This window comes from Maribacter cobaltidurans (assembly GCF_002269385.1).
In the GTDB taxonomy this organism is placed as follows: Bacteria; Bacteroidota; Bacteroidia; order Flavobacteriales; family Flavobacteriaceae; genus Maribacter; species Maribacter cobaltidurans.
Genome location: NZ_CP022957.1, coordinates 3,274,699 through 3,293,587, shown reverse-complemented (window position 1 = coordinate 3,293,587; position 18,889 = coordinate 3,274,699). Strand labels below are relative to the sequence as shown.

19 protein-coding genes are annotated in these 18,889 nt (G+C 38.0%); 9 read left to right on the top strand and 10 right to left on the bottom strand.

Annotated elements, in window-relative coordinates:
- The first annotated feature begins 67 nt into the window (after nucleotides 1-67).
- Nucleotides 68-1,552: a sodium:solute symporter gene (locus tag CJ263_RS14585; protein WP_094997952.1), complete on the top strand. Its 1,485-nt coding sequence runs from the start codon at nucleotides 68-70 to the stop codon at nucleotides 1,550-1,552.
- Between the two features lie 10 nt (nucleotides 1,553-1,562).
- On the opposite strand, the gene CJ263_RS14580 is transcribed toward CJ263_RS14585, so the two are convergent.
- From CJ263_RS14580 to CJ263_RS14565, 4 genes are all read right to left on the bottom strand, one after another.
- Nucleotides 1,563-1,922: a CoA-binding protein gene (locus tag CJ263_RS14580; RefSeq protein WP_094997951.1), complete on the bottom strand. Its 360-nt coding sequence runs from the start codon at nucleotides 1,920-1,922 to the stop codon at nucleotides 1,563-1,565.
- A 385-nt stretch (nucleotides 1,923-2,307) separates the two neighbouring features.
- A complete protein-coding gene (locus CJ263_RS14575; protein WP_094997950.1) occupies nucleotides 2,308-3,315 on the bottom strand; it encodes a 3-oxoacyl-ACP synthase III family protein in 1,008 nt (335 codons plus the stop codon).
- A gap of 93 nt (nucleotides 3,316-3,408) precedes the next feature.
- Complete coding sequence (locus CJ263_RS14570; protein WP_094997949.1) at nucleotides 3,409-4,716, bottom strand: ABC1 kinase family protein; 1,308 nt, start codon at nucleotides 4,714-4,716, stop codon at nucleotides 3,409-3,411.
- An 18-nt stretch (nucleotides 4,717-4,734) separates the two neighbouring features.
- The gene (locus tag CJ263_RS14565) at nucleotides 4,735-5,385 is read right to left on the bottom strand and encodes a TetR family transcriptional regulator C-terminal domain-containing protein (protein ID WP_094997948.1); all 651 of its coding nucleotides are present in this window, start codon (nucleotides 5,383-5,385) and stop codon (nucleotides 4,735-4,737) included.
- Nucleotides 5,386-5,704: 319 nt separating this feature from the next.
- Between CJ263_RS14565 and htpG the strand changes: the two genes are divergently transcribed.
- The gene (gene htpG / locus CJ263_RS14560) at nucleotides 5,705-7,594 is read left to right on the top strand and encodes a molecular chaperone HtpG (RefSeq protein WP_094997947.1); all 1,890 of its coding nucleotides are present in this window, start codon (nucleotides 5,705-5,707) and stop codon (nucleotides 7,592-7,594) included.
- Between the two features lie 66 nt (nucleotides 7,595-7,660).
- On the opposite strand, the gene CJ263_RS14555 is transcribed toward htpG, so the two are convergent.
- From CJ263_RS14555 to CJ263_RS14540, 4 genes are read right to left on the bottom strand one after another with little or no spacing between them, the layout of a single operon-like run.
- The gene (locus CJ263_RS14555; protein WP_094997946.1) at nucleotides 7,661-8,473 is read right to left on the bottom strand and encodes an inositol oxygenase family protein; all 813 of its coding nucleotides are present in this window, start codon (nucleotides 8,471-8,473) and stop codon (nucleotides 7,661-7,663) included.
- Nucleotides 8,474-8,518: 45 nt separating this feature from the next.
- A complete protein-coding gene (locus CJ263_RS14550; RefSeq protein ID WP_094997945.1) occupies nucleotides 8,519-10,117 on the bottom strand; it encodes a solute:sodium symporter family transporter in 1,599 nt (532 codons plus the stop codon).
- A gap of 59 nt (nucleotides 10,118-10,176) precedes the next feature.
- Entirely contained in the window at nucleotides 10,177-10,593 is a 417-nt protein-coding gene (locus CJ263_RS14545; RefSeq protein ID WP_094997944.1) for a hypothetical protein, read from the bottom strand.
- Nucleotides 10,574-11,164, bottom strand: a complete 591-nt coding sequence (locus CJ263_RS14540) for an RNA polymerase sigma factor (protein ID WP_094997943.1) — start codon at nucleotides 11,162-11,164, stop codon at nucleotides 10,574-10,576. The genes CJ263_RS14545 and CJ263_RS14540 overlap by 20 nt, the downstream gene beginning before the upstream one ends.
- Nucleotides 11,165-11,296: 132 nt before the next feature.
- Between CJ263_RS14540 and CJ263_RS14535 the strand changes: the two genes are divergently transcribed.
- The 3 genes from CJ263_RS14535 to CJ263_RS14525 all read left to right on the top strand — a co-directional run bounded on the left by CJ263_RS14535 (nucleotide 11,297) and on the right by CJ263_RS14525 (nucleotide 12,719).
- Nucleotides 11,297-11,650, top strand: coding sequence for a DUF6249 domain-containing protein (locus CJ263_RS14535; protein WP_094997942.1), 354 nt, complete (start codon nucleotides 11,297-11,299; stop codon nucleotides 11,648-11,650).
- A 68-nt stretch (nucleotides 11,651-11,718) separates the two neighbouring features.
- Nucleotides 11,719-12,357 (top strand): MOSC domain-containing protein, encoded by a 639-nt coding sequence (locus CJ263_RS14530; protein WP_094997941.1) that lies wholly within the window; start codon nucleotides 11,719-11,721, stop codon nucleotides 12,355-12,357.
- Entirely contained in the window at nucleotides 12,354-12,719 is a 366-nt protein-coding gene (locus tag CJ263_RS14525) for a DoxX family protein (RefSeq protein ID WP_094997940.1), read from the top strand. The genes CJ263_RS14530 and CJ263_RS14525 overlap by 4 nt, the downstream gene beginning before the upstream one ends.
- 54 nt (nucleotides 12,720-12,773) lie before the next feature.
- Here the strand turns inward: CJ263_RS14525 and CJ263_RS14520 are convergent, their stop codons facing one another.
- Nucleotides 12,774-13,358, bottom strand: a complete 585-nt coding sequence (locus CJ263_RS14520; protein WP_094997939.1) for a hypothetical protein — start codon at nucleotides 13,356-13,358, stop codon at nucleotides 12,774-12,776.
- 309 nt (nucleotides 13,359-13,667) lie between these two features.
- On the opposite strand from CJ263_RS14520, the gene CJ263_RS14515 reads away from it, so the two are divergent.
- From CJ263_RS14515 to CJ263_RS14505, 3 genes are all read left to right on the top strand, one after another.
- Nucleotides 13,668-14,540, top strand: coding sequence for an AraC family transcriptional regulator (locus CJ263_RS14515; protein WP_094997938.1), 873 nt, complete (start codon nucleotides 13,668-13,670; stop codon nucleotides 14,538-14,540).
- Complete coding sequence (locus tag CJ263_RS14510) at nucleotides 14,540-15,139, top strand: alpha-ketoglutarate-dependent dioxygenase AlkB family protein (protein WP_094997937.1); 600 nt, start codon at nucleotides 14,540-14,542, stop codon at nucleotides 15,137-15,139. The genes CJ263_RS14515 and CJ263_RS14510 overlap by 1 nt, the downstream gene beginning before the upstream one ends.
- Before the next feature lie 280 nt (nucleotides 15,140-15,419).
- Entirely contained in the window at nucleotides 15,420-15,698 is a 279-nt protein-coding gene (locus tag CJ263_RS14505) for a TIGR03643 family protein (RefSeq protein WP_094997936.1), read from the top strand.
- Between the two features lie 13 nt (nucleotides 15,699-15,711).
- On the opposite strand, the gene CJ263_RS14500 is transcribed toward CJ263_RS14505, so the two are convergent.
- Nucleotides 15,712-16,485: a S1/P1 nuclease gene (locus tag CJ263_RS14500; protein WP_094997935.1), complete on the bottom strand. Its 774-nt coding sequence runs from the start codon at nucleotides 16,483-16,485 to the stop codon at nucleotides 15,712-15,714.
- Nucleotides 16,486-16,573: 88 nt separating this feature from the next.
- On the opposite strand from CJ263_RS14500, the gene CJ263_RS14495 reads away from it, so the two are divergent.
- Nucleotides 16,574-18,841 (top strand): transglycosylase domain-containing protein, encoded by a 2,268-nt coding sequence (locus CJ263_RS14495; protein ID WP_094997934.1) that lies wholly within the window; start codon nucleotides 16,574-16,576, stop codon nucleotides 18,839-18,841.
- Nucleotides 18,842-18,889: the final 48 nt, after the last annotated feature.

Here is an 18,889-nt window from a genome sequence, read left to right as displayed (position 1 = left end):
GCTGCGAGTTTGTGGCAAAATTACGCACTATTTTTACTTTTTGTACTTTGACCCTAAATTATTTGCCATGACCGCTTCCCATATTCTTCTATTAATTGGTGGTTATTTCGCCATTTTGCTGTTGATTTCCTATTTCACGGGAAAAAATGATTCCAATGAAGACTTTTTCAAGGCAGGAAAGCAATCCCCATGGTATTTGGTAGCTTTTGGAATGGTAGGGGCCTCCCTATCAGGTGTTACTTTTATATCCGTACCCGGATGGGTAGATGCCTCCCAGTTTAGTTATATGCAAGTGGTTTTAGGATACCTTGTGGGTTATTTTGTAACAGCCTACGTGTTACTTCCTATTTATTATAAAAAGAACGTAACCTCTATTTATGAGTATCTGGACGAAAGATTTGGCTTTGTAAGTTATAAGGTAGGTGCTATTTCCTTTTTTGTTTCTAGGGTCTTGGGAGCTGCCTTTAGATTGTTTCTGGTCGCCATTGTCCTGCAACAGTTCGTTTTTGATGCTTGGAACGTGCCTTTTGAAATCACCGTGACCATTTCCATTCTTTTAATATGGATCTACACGTTTAAGGGAGGTATAAAGACCATTGTTTGGACGGACACTTTACAGACCTTGTTCATGCTGATTTCAGTGGGGCTATCCATTTATTTTATCCTAGAAAGTTTGGATTGGAGCTTTGCTGACTTTCTGTCTTCCAATGAATTATCCACATACAGCAAAACATTTTTTACGGATGACCTTTTTGCCAAGAACCATCTTTTAAAATCTTTTTTAGGGGGTATGTTCGTGACTATTTGTATGACGGGTTTAGACCAGGACATGATGCAAAAAAACCTAACCTGCCGCAACTTAAAGGATGCTCAAAAGAATATGGTCTCCTTTAGTTTTGTATTGGTTTTGGTAACATTTGTTTTCATGCTTTTAGGGGCCCTTCTTTTCATTTATGCGAAAGAAAACCAAATTGGGCTTCCACTAATGGACGGTCAGCCAAAAACGGATTTATTATTTCCTGAAATAGCCTTGAATAGTGGATTAGGTATGACGGTGGCAGTCACCTTTATGCTAGGACTCATTGCTGCGGCATATAGCAGTGCCGACAGTGCATTGACTTCATTAACAACCTCTTTCTGCGTCGATTTTTTGGGCACGGGCAAGAAAACGGAGCAGGAAGCAAAAAAAATCCGAAGACGAACACACATTGGTATGAGTGTATTACTAATAGTGGTGGTAATTTCTTTTAAATATGTATTGGACAGAAATGTAATCGATGGCCTTTTGACGGTCGCTTCGTACACGTATGGCCCTTTGCTCGGACTATTTGCCTTTGGTATTTTCACCAAACACCAAATAAAGGATGGTTACACTTGGGTAATCGCCCTAATTTCCGTTTTGGTGATTATCGGTCTTGCAAAAATTCCACCTGATGCTATTGGAGGATATCAATTTGGATATGAATTACTTCCCCTAAACGGTCTTATCACCTTTATAGGCCTCTGGCTTATTAGAAAACGACCGACATCATCACCAGCCACACAAGATTGATGAAAAAATTTCAATATTGATCGGTAGCCAAGAGGACAAGGGTACAGGCCACTTCTGCCTCTATTCCTTGGGCTTCTAGAAGCCCAATAAACTCTTTATTTTCAGTACCAGGGTTGAAAATTACACGTTCCGGCTGAAGCATAATTATGGCTTGGTAGTACTGTACTTGTCGTGTCGGATTTAAATACAGCGTTATAGTGTGAATATTTTGGAATTCATCCAAATTGGTCTTAACTTGCACTCCCCCGATTACTCCAGACCTTAATCCGAAAGCTTCGGTATTTATTCCTTTACTGACCAATCTGTTAATTACTATATTACTGTAACGGTTTGGTTTTAAGGATGCACCAAAAACAAGTGTGGTCTTCATGTTAGATCAGGGTGTTAAATTTTATTAATTCTGTAACTTATTTCCGTATTTAGAGTCTCTTAATTGTTGTTCTTGTATAATAAGGATTAAATTGAGTAAGACACAAAAAAAATTAAAAAGTTGATAGTGCTATATATTTATAGTTAATGGTTAGTGTTTAGTATAGCTTATCAGCAAGAAACCCGGGCTTTTGTCCGGGTTTCGCTTTTAAAACGATTACAACACGTTAGTTAATCAATAGTTAAAGACCATAAATACTGTAACATATTTATTCTTTACAAGTCTATTGTATTAGGATAAAGTTACCGTGAAAGAGGATGGGTTGGTTTTCTCTTCAATAACTTTAACCTTAAGAAACCCGAGGTGTAGACCTCGGGTTTTATTTTTACCATCTAATCATTACGCTCCCCCAGGTAAACCCACTACCAAAGGCGGCAAGCACTACCAAATCCCCGGTTTTGACCTTTCCGGATTCCCATGCCTCTGTCAATGCAATAGGAATGGATGCCGCTGTAGTATTACCGTAACTCATTATATTATTGAATACTTGGTCGTCATTGAGTCCAAACTTTTTCTGAATAAACTGTGAGATTCGAAGGTTGGCCTGGTGAGGAACCAACAAATCGATGTCGGTAGGTTTTAGGTTGTTCTTCTTAAGTCCTTCCATAATGACCTCACTGAAGCGTACCACGGCGTTTTTAAACACAAATTGTCCGTTCATGTACGGAAAATAGGATTCGTCATTGGGGTCATTGTCCGCAATAATATCGGAAACCCATCTTTTGCCCATACCGGGCGCAATCAAGGAAAGTTCTTCGGCGTGTTGCCCTTCAGAATGTAAATGTGTGGATAAGATACCTTCGTACTCATTTTCGGCCCGACTCAAAACAGCGGCACCGGCACCATCACCAAAAATGACAGAAACCGCTCTTCCGCGGGTGGTCATATCCAATCCATGTGAATGCAGCTCAGAACCAATTACAAGTATGTTCTTGTACATTCCGGTTTTTATATATTGGTCCGCAACCGAAATGGCATATACAAAGCCGGAACATTGGTTTCTTACATCCAATGCACCAACTGTCTTAATGTCCAAATCTCGCTGTACCAGTACTCCGGGGCCAGGAAAATAATAATCCGGACTTAGGGTGGCAAATACGATAAAATCTATATCGTCCTTGTCTATTCCAGCTCGTTCAATGGCAATCTTGGCCGCTTTTACCCCCATGGAAGTTGTGGTATCCTCCCCTTTAACCACATGCCTTCGTTCCTTGATACCGGTTCTTTCCTGGATCCAAGCATCGTTGGTATCCATTATTTTGGACAGGTCATCATTGGTTACTACGTTATCTGGGACGTAATAACCTAAACCTGTAATTTTTGAATTATACATATCGTGAATTTAGTCCGTATTTATTAACAATACTAGCAGTGCAATATAAGAACTATTCCTAATTCGGCATCTTTTTCGGGCAAGGTAGTTTTTCTAGAGATACTTCTGAAAATGGTTGACCTTGATCTCAGCCTTTAAATCGTTCAACAGGTTGTAAAGACCAAAAAATGTCCTATTCATATAAAGAAAATGTTTAGACCCCCTATTTCCGTTCATCTTTCTTATTTGCTTGTCAGATGCGTAGTGTTCACTTAGGGCCGCGATTTTATCCCAGAAATCCGAGTTTCCAAAATCAAAGGTTTCCTCGTGAAATGGAGAAGTAAACAGGCTTAGCATTTCATGGAAAAGGTTCTTGAAGAATGTTATTTCCTGTTCTGTATCGGAAGGAGTTAAAATTTCCAACTTATATAATTTTTCGGTAAAAACAACATCATTGGAAATGTTTTCCTTTTTGGCCAATTCAAAATAAGGATTGTAAAAATCATCCGGAACTTCCTTAATGCAACCAAAATCAATAACTACCAATTCCCCATCTGAGTCAATTAAAAAGTTTCCTGGATGTGGGTCTGCATGTACCTTTCTAAGGCCGTGGATTTGAAACATATAAAAATCCCATAAGGTCTGCCCCAATTTGTTGCCTAGCTCTTTTGAAAAATCGGTCTTTGTAAATTCGCCTAAATGGGTTCCTTCCATCCAGTCCATGGTAATAATGCGTTCGCTAGAGAGCTCCTTATAATATGTTGGAAAACTGAGGTTATGTATAACTCTGCATTTTTCAGTAATTTCTGAGCTCTGTTCCAGCTCCAACAAATAATTGGTCTCTTCCAATAATTTGTGCTCAACTTCCTTGAAGTATTTATCCGAATCCTTTCCCTGAAGATTGAACATTCTAAGGGCTATAGGCTTTACGAGGGCCAAATCACTACTAATGCTTTCGGCAACACCGGGGTATTGTATTTTTACAGCCAAGTTTTTACCGTCCTTGGTCGCTCTATGTACTTGGCCAATACTGGCGGCATTGACGGATTCCTTCTCAAAGGTGTCAAAGACCTCTTCAGGATATTTGTCGAGATATTTTTTGAAGGTCCTTCGCACCAAAGGTCCGGAAAGAGGTGGAACGGAAAATTGGGAAAGGGAAAACTTCTCCACATAGGCATTGGGCAATAGATTTTTTTCCATGCTCAACATTTGCGCCACTTTTAGGGCACTTCCTTTTAAGCTTTTAAGCCCATCGTAGATATCCCCGGCATTATCATTGTCCAGTTCATCACGGGTCAAATCTGGATTCACCATTTTCTTGCCATAGTATTTGGCGTAATTGCCACCAATTTTGACGCCTGTCTTAATCAGTTTACTGGCCCGTTCTATTTTTCCCGTAGGAATTTTATCTAGTGTTTTCAAATCGTATGGGATATGGGGTTAGGCAAAAGTTTCCTTGTAAAGAAACTTTCCAAAATCGACAATGTTCTCTAGTGGCGTATTATCGAATAAGTCAAATACCGTATTCACCGACTTTTCAATGGCCAAGTCCGTTTTTTCAAACCCTTTGGATTCGTCTTTCATCCAAAACCTTAATAAGAACAGTAGTTGCAACCAGGCACCTTCGGAAAAAATATTAGGATTACGCTGGGTAATTTTGCTTGTCTTCCGTTCATTTCCATCCTTGATTAAGTCCTTGGCAAACTCCTTAAAATGTTCCCGTAAGCCTTTAAGTTGCTCCAAATTTTTAAGCTGGTTTCCGCTCTGGGTCAATGTAAAGAGAACGTAACTCCTATTTAGTGTCAACATTTCAAAAAAGGTATAGAAAAAGGTCAGAAGTTTATCCCTGTTCGTAAATTCGTTGTACTCTTTGTTCTTAGAGATTAGCGTAGTAGTGTTTGTAAAAAACGTCTTCCATATTCCCTTTTTGATATAAGGAATAGAACTAAAGAACTTGTAGAAATCCTCCTCTGGAATATTGTGTTCCTTACAGAATTTATAAACCGTCTTGGGCTCCCTTTCATTTTCCAATACATAGTCCATGTATTTGGTAATTATATCCTTTTCGGTAATTTTTTTCTTTGTAGCCATATGTTAGAACTTTTAAATCTTTGTGCGGGTAGGTATTGTTTATTAAAGATAAGACTAAAAAACGTGCTCTCGGGGGGAAAGCACGTTTTCAAACAACCTAACCAATAAATAATCAAACGTGATTATGATAAAAACTTTTTCATAGCATTTTCTTTCCTAATCACATGTAAAATTACACAATGTTTAATCTTTATTAAAAATAATTAAACAAAATTTTTGTTAAAGTTTGATTCTCAGAATATGTGCCAGTTTGTCATTTATACCCAGTATGGTATTTTTTTTGTCTATTAGGGATATAAAACATTAAAACAAATAAAAAATGGCTACAGGTAAAATAAATGTTTCGGTAGACAATATATTTCCTCTGATAAAGAAATTCTTGTACTCCGATCATGAAATTTTTCTACGTGAATTGATATCCAACGCAACGGATGCTACGCTTAAATTGAAGCATTTAACGGCGATAGGTGAAGCCAAGGTAGAATATGGCAACCCTATAATCGAAGTGAAAGTTGACAAAAAAGGTAAAAAACTTCACGTCATCGACCAGGGATTGGGTATGACGGAAGAAGAGGTTAAAAAATACATCAATGAAGTCGCTTTCTCCGGAGCCGAGGAATTCTTGAACAAATATGAGGACTCTGCCAAAGATGCAGGTATCATAGGACATTTTGGTCTTGGTTTTTATTCTGCCTTTATGGTGGCCCACAAGGTGGAAATTATTACCAAAAGTTTTAAGGATGAGCCTGCTGTTCACTGGACCTGTGATGGTTCACCAAATTTTTCCATTGAAGAATCGGACAAGAAAGAACGTGGTACCGAAATTATTCTGCATATCGCAGACGATTCCACAGAGTTTTTAGAGGATTCAAGAATTAGCGAATTACTTCGAAAATACAATAAGTTTATGCCGGTTCCCATTAAGTTTGGAACCAAAACAGAAACACTTCCCAAACCAGAAGGTGCCAAGGAAGATGACCCTGCTCCTACCAAAGAAGTGGACAACATCGTTAATAATCCAAATCCTGCCTGGACAAAGCAGCCAACGGACCTTAAGGAGGAAGATTATAAGTCATTTTACAGGGAACTCTATCCCATGCAGTTTGAGGAGCCTTTGTTCCACATACACTTAAATGTAGATTATCCTTTTAATCTAACGGGTATTCTGTATTTTCCTAAACTTACAAATGACCTGAATATTCAAAAAGACAAGATACAACTGTACCAAAACCAGGTCTTTGTTACGGATAATGTAGAAGGTATCGTACCGGAATTTTTGACCATGTTGCGTGGTGTCATCGACTCCCCGGATATTCCTTTAAATGTGTCCAGATCATATCTGCAAGCAGATGGAGCTGTAAAAAAGATATCCTCCTATATTACCAGAAAGGTAGCGGATAAATTGAATTCCCTTTTCAAGAACGATCGTGAAGATTTTGAAAAGAAATGGAACGATATCAAAATCGTTATTGAATATGGTATGCTTTCAGAAGAGAAATTCTTTGAAAAAGCGGACAAGTTTGCACTATACCCAACCGTTGATGGTGCCTACTATACATTTGAAGAGCTTCAGGAGAAAATAAAAGCGAACCAAACGGACAAAGACGATAAGTTGGTAATTCTTTATGCCTCGGATAAAGAAGCACAGCATAGCTATATAGAAACTGCAAAGTCCAAGGGCTATGAAGTATTGCTATTGGATTCGCCCATTATTGGTCATTTGATGCAAAAAATGGAGACCACTAAAGAGAAAATCTCCTTTGCCCGAGTGGATGCGGACCATATTGATAAATTGATTCAAAAGGAGGATACCCAAATCTCCAAATTATCGGATGAGGAAAAAGAAAAGTTAAAAGCCGATTTGGAAGCTGTATTTGGAGAAAAAAGCAACTATACCGTACAATTGGAAGCCATGGATAGCGATGCTTCCCCATTTGTAATTACGGAACCTGAATTCCTTCGTCGTATGAAGGAGATGCAACAAACCGGTGGTGGCGGTATGTTCGGCATGGGCAATATGCCGGAAATGTACAACCTCATCGTAAATACCAATCATGAATTGGTTGGCGAAATACTGAATACAAAAACGGCCAAGAAAAAGGAACGACTGATCAATCAATCCTTGGATTTGGCCAAGCTTTCTAAAGGTTTGTTGAAAGGTGCAGAGTTAACAAACTTTATTAAGCGTAGTTACGAAATGGTGAAATAAATTCACTGCTATAAAAGAAAAAGGCCACTTAATAAAGTGGCCTTTTTAATTACTTTTCTTTTTGGATTACCAATAAATAGGCCCTTTGCCCAAATATTTTTCCGCAATAGGCTGGTAGTACTCCCGCACATCTTCCAAGTCATATATTTTTTGACTTTTGGTATACAGGTCATATTTATTGAAGTCCTTGATGATTTCCAAATACTCCTTGTCCTTTTCGTTTGTAAGCTCTTTATAGCTGCCTCCGGAATGCCAAGGATAAAACGAATGGTATCTAATCATGACCATAGCCTCATCTGGTAAGGTATTTTCCTTATGGTTATTTAGTACTTGATATAAATATTCGTCATGCCCCCAGGCCAATTCCAAATTGTCCAATCCACAACCTTCTTCATAAATACCCGTTGTAGTGTTATAACGTTCATCTTTCATGTCCGGGTTCAATTCATTGAACTCAGGGTATACACAGGAAGAGGGCAGTTTACATCCTACCACGAACACATCCCCAACCATTCCCCACTGCTCGGCTTGGCTGGTACCGTCGGCATCGCTTCCCCACATGAACATTATTTTTCCCAAGTCATGTATCAAACCCGTGAGTTGCATCCAATCCGGTCTGTTATCCGCACGAATGGCCTCCGCACTTTGTATCAGGTGTTGCACATTGGGCAGATCGAGATCGGGATCGCTTACATCAATCAAACTATTTAAATGGGTCATGGCTTCCCACAGGTCCATCGGCTTATCAAAGGTCAGGTACTTTTTATGCATACGTTGTACATAATCGTACGTTTGATTTTTACGCATTTTTCGGTAATGTTCCTTTACGGCGACCGATACATCAGGGGCATCGTAATTTCTAAACGTTTTTTCTTCCATCGGTTTTACTGATATCTCTTTTTATGACTTACAAATTACTGAATTCTAGACATTTCCCAATACAAAATATAAAATAACCGTGAACAGGACCAAAAATAGGCTAAAAGGTTTAGCGTATTTCCAGGGTTTCAAATCCAGAACATTGGCATCTTGTATGGAGAACCTTTCCTTGGTGGGCCGGTACATGGAGGCGAGATGCATGATTCCAATATTAAGAACAAACTCAATGCCCCAAATATGAACAAAATGCAAGTTTACTTCAAGTACATAATACAACAATACATAGAAAACAAGACCAAAACCAAGGCCCACCTTTGCTCCAAAGGCCGATACTTTAGGGAAAAGAAAACCTGCAGTAATGACACTGGCTATGGGTATAAAGAAAATGCCGTTCAATTGCTGTAAAAGTTGATAGAGCCCGTCTGGGGCATTTGCCACAAAAGGAGCTATACCTATGGCAAAAACAGCCAATAAAAAGGAGGTCCATTTACCTATTCTAACCAGTTTTTGATTACTGGATTCTTTGGATATGTACCTTTTGTAAATGCCCAAACTAAAAACGGTAGCCGCACTGTTGAGTGCACTGTTGAAGGTACTTAAGATGGCACCCATCATCACGGCCACAAAAAAACCGGTGAGCCAAAAGGGCATTACTTTCTTTACCAATTCCGGATAAACGCTATCTGGATTATCATAGAACGATTCACCAAAGTAGTAGAAGGCGATCAGTCCAGGTAAAACAATGATCAAGGGAACCAGTATTTTAAGAAGACCGGTAAACAATAGCCCTTTTTGCGCCTCTTTCAAACTTACCGCACCCAAAACCCTTTGGATAATGGATTGGTGCATGGTCCAAAAATAAATTTGGTTGACCATGAGACCAGTAAACAAAACTTCAAAAGGCAGAATGGCAGACCTTGCCCCTTCCCCCACTCCAGATTCGTGGCTTATTACATTGAACTTCTCCGGACTATTCTCAAAAACCTCGCCCAAACCATGAAACAAGTTTCCATTACCAATACTCAATAAAGCTAAAATGGGTACCAGGAGTCCGGCTACCAAAAGACCAAATCCGTTGATCGTATCCGTATACGCTACCATTTTTAATCCTCCAAAAATGGCATAAATGGCACCAATAGTTCCCACTATCAAAATGGTGACCCAAATACCTTGGGATTTACTAATGTTCAAAAGGTTGGAGATATCAAAAATTGCCTCGATGTTAAGTGCTCCGGTATAAAGAACAATGGGCAATAAAGTGGCTACGAATGAAATTATAAGGAGTAACGCCACCAGGGTTCGTGTGAGACCATCAAAACGTTTTTCCAAAAATTCTGGGATAGTGGTCAGTCCCATTTTCAAATACCTTGGTGCAAAATACAAGGCTCCAATGACCAAGGCCAGTGCTGAAGTCACCTCCCAAGCAATAATAATAGCCCCATTTCTATAGGAGGAGCCATTCATTCCCACTAAATGTTCCGTGGAAATATTGGTAAGCAGTAGAGATCCGGCTATAACAATTCCGGTCAAGGAACGCCCGCCCAAAAAGTACCCGTCCTTGGTACTCAATTGATCCTTACGTAGCTGGTAGGTCGCGTAAAAAGCGACAAACCCCGTAAAAAGTATAAAGGAGATAAATATCATGAATTTAAATGTAACAATAAATTTTAAATAGAAGTTACACCTAAATCCAAACGTTCACACTAAAGAATCACCCTTCGCTTTGAAAAATATTGTCTTAAAATCAGTACTTGGAAAAAGGTAAAAACAATGAGGCCCAACAAAGCATAATAGGTAGTAGTAGTCAATTTAAAACCATCCAAGCTAAAATCCAGCCAATCCATAGTACCAATGGTATTATACTTTAAAGATAGCAACCAAAAGTCCTGATTTACATCGAGTATAAAACTTCCTACATACATCAAGACCGAGAACAGTATGGCCAACACCCACCATGTAGTTTTTGATATTAAGGGTTGAGGGCGTATTTTTATTTTTTCGGACTGCCTTAGTGTATCAATTAGTCTGTCGTTAAAATTGGATGGAACTTTATCCAGTTCCAAATCCTTCATGGCTGTTTTAACAAAAAACTCCAATTCCTTATTTTCTTGCTCTTTCATAACCTTGAATTGTTTCAGGTTCCAACGAATTTCTTAAAATATCGGCTAATTTTTTCCTAGCCCTAAAAAGTTTAACCTTAACAGTATTTGCTTCCATATCTGTAATTTCCGAAATTTCCATTAAAGAAAGCTCTTCAAAATAAAATAGGGTAATAAGGATACCGTCATCTGCTTCCAGTTTTTCTATGGCCTTTTTTACCGTTCTTCTTCTTTCCTTTGTTTCCAATGTATTCCATGCTTCCGTAACCAAACGGGAAACGGGTTTAAAATGTACATCCAAACTACTTGTTACCGGATGCTTATTTTGTTTTTTAAGGAAATCCAATCCCTTTCTATAGGCTATTTTATATAACCAAGTAGAAAATTTGGAGTCCCCCTTAAAGGTTGGTAAAGCACTATATACCTTTAAAAAGGTGTCCTGGGCTACCTCTTCTGCATCTTCCCTATTTCCTACTATTCGTAAGGCCAAGGTAAAAACCATATGCTTGTATCTATCCACTAATTTCTCGTAAGCGGACATGTTGCCATTTTGGGCAAGCACAATTATAGGTTGGTCTTTGTCTTTGCTCATTACTAAACATTTGACGAGAACTTTATGCAAAAGGTTACAATAGATAAGAAAAATTAAAAAAATTGTAACCTGCCAAGATTTTATATCGTCAAAGATGCAAACAGTTTATTTATCAATTAAAAAACAATTAAAATGGAAGGACCAGTATTCGTTTTTATCAGCTTATTTATAGTAGTTTTCGGTATTAGTTACTTATTTTTCTCCACTCGGAACAAGGAACGGTTGGCATTAATAGATAAAGGAGCAGATGCAAGTATTTTTGTACGAGGTAAAAGGGAAAAGGCGGCTCCCTTTTGGAAAATTCTAGTTTTAAATTTAGCCCTATTGCTCATGGGAATCGGTGCTGGGATTATGATTGGAGGTATTTTGGATAGTTCTTTAAATGTAGATACTGAAATTGCCATGCCAGGATCTATTTTCCTTATGGCAGGTACTGGACTATTAATAGGCTTTTTCCTCACCAAAAGATTGGACAAAGAAGATTAGAAGTTTTGTAATCCGAAATTTATAGTTAAAACCACTGTGCTCTCATAGTGGTTTTCTATTTTTATAATATGAAGGTCATCTCCACCAATATTTGCAACAAACCCAAAACATTTATTTGGAACGGTAAGGAAGAACAAACCGGTATTTTTAAATATCCTACGGATGATAAATTATTTTTGACTAAGGGTGATGTTAAGAAAGACACGGTGATAGACAGGGTCCACCATGGCGGCGAAAACAAGGCATGTTATCTTTTTGACAAAGATCAATATCCATTTTGGAAGGGAAAATATCCTAACCTCGATTGGAATTGGGGCATGTTCGGGGAAAATTTAACGGTGGGCCATTTGGATGAATCCAAAATTCGTGTAGGCAATATCTATAGTATAGGAAATGCCTTGGTACAAGTCTCACAGCCTAGGGAACCTTGTTATAAATTGGGAATACGTTTTGGGACCCAAGAAGTTTTAAAGCAGTTTATCGATCAAAACCGTCCTGGAACCTATGTTAAAATTTTAGAGGAAGGGGAAGTTGCTGTAGGTGATGAATTTAAATTGGTAGAGTTATCCAAAAATACACTTACCGTCCAAGAGTTTTACGAGCTTATGTTCTTAAGGGAAAAACCACAAGGACTTTTAAAAAAATTCATGGACAATGTGGCCGTGCCCCAATATAAAAAGGATAGGTTTTTAAAATATATAAAATGACATTAGACTATCCATGGCACTTATACCTAATGGCGATAATTTATGTATTCGCCGGTATTATGCATTTTATCAAACCTAAAATATACCTTAGGATAATGCCAAGATACATTCCTTATCATAATTTTTTGGTGCCCTTGAGCGGAGTCTTTGAAATTGTTTTAGGTATTGCCCTTTGTTTTCAAGAAACAAAAAATATCGCTATTTATGGTATCATAGCAATGCTGTTCGTTTTTTTATTGGTTCACTTTAATATGCTTAAGGGAGAAACAGAAGCGGCAGGTCTTCCAAAATGGTTGTTGCTATTACGTATTCCGTTACAATTCATTCTTATGTATTGGGCCTACCAATACATTACATTATAAAAAGCGAAAAGGAGGCTCTCCAGCCTCCTTTTCTTGAAATTAACTTAAACCAACTTAATTAACAACAAATTCTTCTCTATAGGTATTTTCGGCATCCGATACCACTACCATATAACTTCCAGGATATGCACCCTCAAAATTGAAAGCTTTCTCTACAATTAGTTCATTGGTTACGGTTTCGGAAAAGACCAATCTATAGTTTTGGTCATAGACTTTCAAAGTTATTTCCGATTTGTCCAAGTTCAAGAAGTTCATAAAAACCCTGTTTTCGTTTTTTCTAAAAAAAGGCTTTATATCTTCTTTAAAATCGATAATCTTTGCATCCCTGCTATCCAAAAAAATAGTATACACACTATTTTTTAAACCATTATCGGTTGTCAAATAGTATTTTCCAGATTTTAAGTCCTTTAGGTTCAGTTTTTTACTGAAACTACCGTTGGACATTTTTTCGAAATAAATACTATTACTATCCGAATCTAAAAGCTGTACCGTTACTCCTTGGGATGATGCATCCATGGTTAACAATATACTTTTTGAATCACCCAAAGTGGTAACATCCAGTTTAGGTTCTCTTGCCATACCCGCTACTGTAGCAAACATAAAGGCAACTAGGGTTGTGATTTTTACAATGTTTTTCATAATAAATTACTTTAAAGGATTAATTAATAATTTACACTACAAACTTACACCCGATATCTAGCGCCCACTACATCGTATTTTTCCAATTTATGTTCTATTTTACCAACCTTGCCAACTTTTTACCAAGGGTATGGTAAAATTCCACATATTTAGGTTAATTTTGCAGAGTAACCAGCAAAAAAGGTTATCTAATTTTACATGTGTAAACTATTATATGACGAACAAATAGATAGTAAAAGTCCTATAATATTAGTTTATGCTTCTGTGGATAAACATAGAACCCTCGTTCATCGAGCAAAAACATAAAAGATGATTGTACAAAAACCTGCTTTTGAAGCCATTGAACCAGATTTTGGGCATTCCTTTACCTATCAAAAATTTGATGAGCATAAGCTAAACCGTAACAATTTATGGCATTACCATCCGGAATTAGAGTTGGTATATGTTAATGGTGGGTCTGGAAAACGCCAGATTGGAAGTCATGTATCCTATTATACCAATGGGGACCTTATATTAATAGGAAGTAATCTACCGCATTGTGGACTCACCGATGCCCTTACGGGGAATACCAGCGAAACAGTAGTTCAAATGAAGCTCGATTTTTTGGGAACTGATTTTTTTACTATTCCAGAAATGAAAAAAATCAAAAGTCTCTTTGATGCGGCCAGTGGTGGCATTGCATTTCACGGTAAGACGAAAAGAAAAATTGGTGATAAAATTGAAGTGCTGGAATATCAAACTGATTTCCAACGCTTATTAAGTATACTCAATATTTTAAATGAGCTTGGTAATTCCGATGAAATGAAGATGCTCAACGCTACCGGATTCTCCTTAGCTACGGATGTAAAGGACAACGATAGAATAAACGTTGTTTTCAACCATGTCAAGAACAATTTTAAGGAGGAGATAACCCTAGAAGAGATATCGTCCATGGTAAGTATGACTATACCTTCTTTCTGCCGATACTTTAAAAAAATTACCAATAAGACCTTTGTACAGTTCGTAAATGAATACAGATTGGTGCATGCTTCCAAATTATTGGCGGAGAAACCTATGAGCATCACTGAAGTCTGTTTTGAGTGCGGCTTCAACAACTTTTCACATTTTAATAAATCGTTTAAGGCTTTTACGGGTCAAAATCCGAGCGAGTACAGAAATGAACTGAAAACGGTTTTGGTATAATGTCCAAAACTCAAAAAGAAGGTAATCATTTAGATTTACCGGATTCCGATATTATTTACTATCCTCATTTTATGGAAAAGCAGGAGGCCGACTCGTACTTTAAATTATTAAGGTGGGAAACACCCTGGCAGCAGGATGATATTAAAGTATTTGGTAAGGTGTATGTCCAGCCTAGGCTAACCGCTTTGTACGCGAACAACAACAAGCCCTACTCCTACTCCAATATTACCATGAAGCCACATCACTTTACGGCAACTCTATTGGAATTAAAAAATAAAATAGAATCCCAGCACCCCAATAATTTCACAACCTGCTTACTAAATCTATATAGAGATGGTAAAGATAGTAATGGCTGGCATGCAGATGATGAAAAGGAATTGGGCAGAAATCCCGTAATAGCATCCTTAAGTTTAGGAGCGGAAAGAATGTTTCATTTTAAACATAAAACAAAAACCCATTTGAAACATAAAATGGTTTTAGAACATGGTAGTTTGCTATTGATGCAAGGAGAGACCCAACATATGTGGAAGCATCAAATTCCAAAAACAGCAAAACAAGTCGGGGAACGAATAAATCTGACCTTTAGGGTGATAAAGTAAATTAGACCAATACAAAAGAGAAATTTATTTCTGATTTTTTGTTATTTACCAGAACTCTCTGTCACCTCGGGCGCAGCCATATATCCGTCAAGAAACTGTAGTATTTATTATAAAAAAAATCGGCCGTGGGAACCGATTTTTTGTGCCTTTTGAAGACATGACCATCTTTAGTATAAGGGCACACTAGTACTAATCTGCTTGTCAAAAACCTTCTTAATCTATCATTTTCAAATGTCATGCCAAACTCCTTTTATGATAAGCTTCGTATATTTGTAATGCTATGATTAAAGACTTTACAGAAAGGGAACTGGACCGAATTATAGAAATGGCTTGGGAAGATAGAACCCCATTTGATGCCATTACATTTCAATTTGGCATCAGTGAACAGGAAACTATTGAAATTATGCGAAAGGAGATGAAACCTAGCAGCTTTCGCATGTGGAGAAAAAGGGTACAGGGTAGGACCACGAAACATAGAAAGTTAAGGGAGAATATCACCGGCAGGTTTAAATGTTCCCGACAAAGGAATATTTCTGGGAACAAAATCTCAAAGCGATAACCCAAAAGTTTGGTTAGCCCAAAATCTCGTTCAAAACAGTGGCTAACCGTATTCCTCCCTTTAAAAGCTGATTTTCTACAGTGCCCCACCATTTATAACTGTATTGATAGGCCAGCTTTTCACCAACTTCGACCGATTCATAGACCTGATTGGTAATCTCTTGCGTTTCCTCAATCCAGTCATATATATTACCCTTTTGAATTGCCTTAACTTCGTTCTTGGAAAGCCTGGGCAAAGAACTCGAAAGTTCCGTGAAGCTCATACCGTAATCATCAATCATATTCGCATCCCAAACTCTGTGAAGGTTACTACCCCTACCAAACCATTGTAATTGAATATCGTTACCTCCCTTATCTTCGAGCCGTCCAATATGCATAGGTTGATGCAAATCCCCAATAAGGTGCACTAAAAATTTCAGGTAAAATGCCTTGTCTTCCTTGGAGCTTGTTTCTGAGGTGATTATTTCAATGCATTTGTTGATTCCTATGACCAAATCGCCATATTCACTTGGCTCTACATCTTTATAGTCTTTGTCCGCAGGAAAATTCACATAGTGCCAAGCGCTGAATTCCCTGTATTTGCGATCGGCCTTGATTTCGTCCCCAAAGTTGGACACGGCCGCCAAACTTTGTCCGTCCAACAATTTATCAATGGCCTTTTTTGCCCTCCTGCTCAGATATTCCTCGGCAACATCACCAATAACCCGATGTCCAGTTTTAGACCATACATCGTCATTAGCGAATGAAAATTGAAAAATAATAAGAAAAACAAGTGTAAGTTTTTTCATTGAAATTGTTTTCACAAAAATAGAACATCAAGTTTTAAGGTATTGTTAAAACTCAGGTAAGCTAAAATATTAATAAGAACTTGCACTTATGAACAAGGTAAAATATTATTTAAACAAAATAAAACCGCCCATTCTTAGGTATACGTTGGTGGGATTACTCGGTTTGTTATTTATATTCATTTTTTTCGTTGGTAGTATTTATGTTGGGTTTTGGGGTAATATTCCCAATAAAAAAGAACTTTCAAATTTTCAATATCAAGTTGCTTCTGAAGTGTTCTCTTCGGATAGTACTCTAATTGGAAAGTATTATCTCAATGACCGGCAACCTATCTCTTTTGATCAATTTCCTGAACATCTCCTCCAGGCTTTGATATCCATTGAGGACGAACGCTTTTATGAACATTCGGGCGTGGATTACCTAAGTCTTTTTAGGGTGGGCCTAAAAACGATACTCATGGGAGACGATTCATCAGGTGGCGGAAGTACCATTAGTCAACAATTAGCCAAAAACCTTTATCCAAGGAGGGATAGAAAGAAAACAAATATCGTGGTGGATAAGATCAAAGAAATGTTCATTGCAAGTAGACTTGAGGATATATATGACAAAAATGAGATACTTACCCACTACCTCAACACCGTATCCTTTGGCGACAATGCTTTTGGTATAGAAAGTGCCGCCCTAAAGTTTTTCAATACCCATACCAAGAACTTATCTATTCCACAGGCTGCTACACTGGTTGGCATGCTAAAGGCGACTTATGGATATAACCCCAGAATTTTTCCGGCGAAAAGCAAGCAAAGAAGAAACTTGGTGCTATATACCATGGAAAAAAACGGATTCATTTCGGATGAGCAGTATGGTTCATTAAAAGAATCGGAACTAACACTCGACTATAGGGATTACGACTACAGCTCTGGGATAGCCCCCTATTTTAGGGAGGAAGTCCGGAAACAATTATTGGATTGGACCAAAAAGAAAAACGAAACGGGATCGGATTACAACATTTATACCTCGGGCCTAAAGATTTATACTACCCTAAATTTCAAGATGCAACAATTGGCAGAGGAAACTATGGTGGAACATATGAGTAAGCTTCAAGACGATTTTGAAAAAAGTTATGGAAAGAATGCTCCTTGGATTTCCAATCAAAATTTGATAAAAAAAATAGCAAGAAGAAGTGGGGCCTACCAGAATTTAAAAAAGAGAGGATTAGAGGATGAGGAAATTTTTGATAGCCTTAGTCGAACCAAAAGAAAAATGACCCTAAAGACTTGGGGAGAGGATCGGGAAATGGAGGTCAGTGTTCTGGACAGTATTCAACACTACATGAAATTTCTCAATACCGGATCACTTTCCATTGACCCCACAACGGGCGAAGTACTTTCTTGGATCGGCGGGATTAACTTCAAGCAGTTTAAGTATGACCATATCTCGCAGAGCAAGCGGCAGGTGGGATCAACGTTTAAACCTATTGTCTATACTGCTGCATTAGAAGAAGGTATAGAACCTTGCACATATTTCTCGGCTCAGGAAGTTGAATACGAAAATTTAAAAGGATGGTCCCCAAGTAATTCCGGAGATAAGGATGAAGCCTACCTCAATTATTCCATGGAGCAAGGTTTAAGTAATTCCGTAAATACGGTGGCGGTAAAAGTGTTGGAACAGACCGGTATAGACAAGGTGATTTCCCAAGCCAAAGATATGGGCATTGAAGAAAAATTACCAAGGGAACCCTCTTTGGCCTTGGGAACCGGCGAAATTAAAATGTTGGATCTGGCAAAAGCCTATACTACCTATATCAATGAGGGACATTGGGTAGAACCTTTTTTAATAAAGGCAATAGCTACAAAAAATGATTCTGTTTTAGCTGAATTTAAATCCAAAAGGAGCACAAAAAAGGCCTTTACGATAGAAAACGGACAAATTATGATTGAAATGATGAAATCTACAATCAATTCCGGAACTGCATCCAGAATCCATTCCACCTATAAAATTTCCAATGATATTGCTGGAAAGACGGGGACCACCCAAAATAACAAGGATGCTTGGTTTGTTGCCTTAACTCCAAAGATGATACATATGACCTGGGTGGGACTGGACAATCATGAAATCGGTTTTAGAAATACTACCCTTGGTCAGGGAGCCAACGCCGCCCTTCCCATGTTTGCCTTGCTCATGCAAAAAATGAATAAAGCAAAGGAGTTTACCACAATTACAAAAGCAAGATTTCCGGCACCCAGCGAACACGTTAGGGAGATGCTAGACTGCGAACCGGTAAAAAGGGATGGATTCTTCAAAAGACTCTTTAAAAATCCGAATAAGAAAAAGACCAAAAAGTTTAAAGACCAAACGTAAAATATAATTAAATAGGTCGTTTAAGTTAAAAATAAATTTTTTTTGATA

Coding starts and splice junctions, on each gene's coding strand:
- CJ263_RS14565 (WP_094997948.1), bottom strand. CDS start 5,385: ATGGCTACAAAGAAAAAAATTACCGAAAAGGATATAATTACCAAATAC.
- CJ263_RS14520 (WP_094997939.1), bottom strand. CDS start 13,358: ATGAAAAACATTGTAAAAATCACAACCCTAGTTGCCTTTATGTTTGCT.
- CJ263_RS14500 (WP_094997935.1), bottom strand. CDS start 16,485: ATGAAAAAACTTACACTTGTTTTTCTTATTATTTTTCAATTTTCATTC.
- CJ263_RS14525 (WP_094997940.1), top strand. CDS start 12,354: ATGACATTAGACTATCCATGGCACTTATACCTAATGGCGATAATTTAT.
- CJ263_RS14580 (WP_094997951.1), bottom strand. CDS start 1,922: ATGAAGACCACACTTGTTTTTGGTGCATCCTTAAAACCAAACCGTTAC.
- CJ263_RS14550 (WP_094997945.1), bottom strand. CDS start 10,117: ATGATATTTATCTCCTTTATACTTTTTACGGGGTTTGTCGCTTTTTAC.
- htpG (WP_094997947.1), top strand. CDS start 5,705: ATGGCTACAGGTAAAATAAATGTTTCGGTAGACAATATATTTCCTCTG.
- CJ263_RS14495 (WP_094997934.1), top strand. CDS start 16,574: ATGAACAAGGTAAAATATTATTTAAACAAAATAAAACCGCCCATTCTT.
- CJ263_RS14540 (WP_094997943.1), bottom strand. CDS start 11,164: ATGAGCAAAGACAAAGACCAACCTATAATTGTGCTTGCCCAAAATGGC.
- CJ263_RS14510 (WP_094997937.1), top strand. CDS start 14,540: ATGTCCAAAACTCAAAAAGAAGGTAATCATTTAGATTTACCGGATTCC.
- CJ263_RS14545 (WP_094997944.1), bottom strand. CDS start 10,593: ATGAAAGAGCAAGAAAATAAGGAATTGGAGTTTTTTGTTAAAACAGCC.
- CJ263_RS14555 (WP_094997946.1), bottom strand. CDS start 8,473: ATGGAAGAAAAAACGTTTAGAAATTACGATGCCCCTGATGTATCGGTC.
- CJ263_RS14575 (WP_094997950.1), bottom strand. CDS start 3,315: ATGTATAATTCAAAAATTACAGGTTTAGGTTATTACGTCCCAGATAAC.
- CJ263_RS14505 (WP_094997936.1), top strand. CDS start 15,420: ATGATTAAAGACTTTACAGAAAGGGAACTGGACCGAATTATAGAAATG.
- CJ263_RS14585 (WP_094997952.1), top strand. CDS start 68: ATGACCGCTTCCCATATTCTTCTATTAATTGGTGGTTATTTCGCCATT.
- CJ263_RS14515 (WP_094997938.1), top strand. CDS start 13,668: ATGATTGTACAAAAACCTGCTTTTGAAGCCATTGAACCAGATTTTGGG.
- CJ263_RS14535 (WP_094997942.1), top strand. CDS start 11,297: ATGGAAGGACCAGTATTCGTTTTTATCAGCTTATTTATAGTAGTTTTC.
- CJ263_RS14530 (WP_094997941.1), top strand. CDS start 11,719: ATGAAGGTCATCTCCACCAATATTTGCAACAAACCCAAAACATTTATT.